Genomic DNA, 1,194 nt, shown 5'->3' with positions numbered 1-1,194 from the left:
TCATCGTAAGCGGCACAGCCAAAAACAGCCCACCGATGCCGAGTACGAAGCCCCACAGCAGCAGCCCTGCGAGCACGCTGATTGTAGAAAGCCCGAGCCCTTGCCCTAAAAATCGCGGCTCGATAATATTACCGATTGCGACGTTTACGGCTAGATATATCGCGATGGTCCAGACGCTGTAGCTTATATCCATCGTAGAAAGGGTCACAAAAAGCGTCGGGAAGACCGCTACGATCGAGCCGATGGTTGGGATGAAATTTAACACGAAGGCTAAAATCCCCCACAGCGCGGCGTATGGAACTCCGAGCACCCATAGTCCGAGCCCGATCAGCGCGCCGGTGCATGCCGAAGCGATGGTTTTAATGAGAAGGTATTTTTTCAAATTTGAAGCAAATTTTTTGACGAAAGTATGCGTTGCGTGGCTGCGTTGCGAAAAATAGCGGATCTTTTCGTCCATCATGGAGCTTTCAAAGACCATAAACGAAACCATTATGAAGATGAAAAATCCCGTCGAGACGATCGAGCCAGTTTTGCGAAGCAGGGTAGAAATTTGCGCCGCGACCTCGTTAGGATCGACGCCTAGTCCTTGGACGTCAAACTCTACGCCAAAGCGGGTAAGCCTCGTGCTGATGCCTTGCAAGACGTCGTTAAATTTAGCCTGAAGCTCCGGCAAGCGCGCCGAAAATTCCTTAATCGCGTCAAAGATCACCGAGCCGAAAAAAACCATAATCGCTACGAATGCGAAAGTCACGAGCAGGAAGCTAAAAACGCGGCCGACGCGGAGTTTTTGCACATATAGCACCAGCGGCGAGACCAGCACGGTGATAAAAATAGCCAGCAAAAACGGCACGACGATGGTCTGCGCGGCTTTAAGACCCGCCAGGATAATAACTACGCAAGCGATGGAGATCAAGGACATTTGAAGTTTCAAGACTTTTCCTAAATTTAGATTTTCGCTTTGGCGCGAAATTAAGGAGCGATTTTAACTAAAATTTCATAAAATTTAGCTCTGCTTTGAAATTTTATTCGCTAAATTTAAAGCTCGCTCGGTATCGTTCCGCTCGCGTAGCTTTGCTTTTGGCTTGCCCGCTAAATTTAAAAACGCAAGCAAATCCCAAATCCCGCATGGCAAAAATTAAAATTTTTTGCTAAAATTTTGCGAAATTTACACGAGCAGGATCGAAAATGAAACTT

The 1,194-nt window shown here is 47.2% G+C and carries 1 protein-coding gene; it reads right to left on the bottom strand.

The annotated features are described in order from the left end of the window. A partial coding sequence (locus tag Q0236_RS06995; RefSeq protein WP_297916365.1) for an AI-2E family transporter occupies positions 1-931 on the bottom strand: 931 nt, incomplete at its 3' end. Positions 932-1,194: the final 263 nt, after the last annotated feature.

It is taken from the genome of uncultured Campylobacter sp., from assembly GCF_938031315.1.
In the GTDB taxonomy this organism is placed as follows: Bacteria; Campylobacterota; Campylobacteria; order Campylobacterales; family Campylobacteraceae; genus Campylobacter_B.
This window is presented reverse-complemented; position numbering and strand designations above follow the sequence as displayed.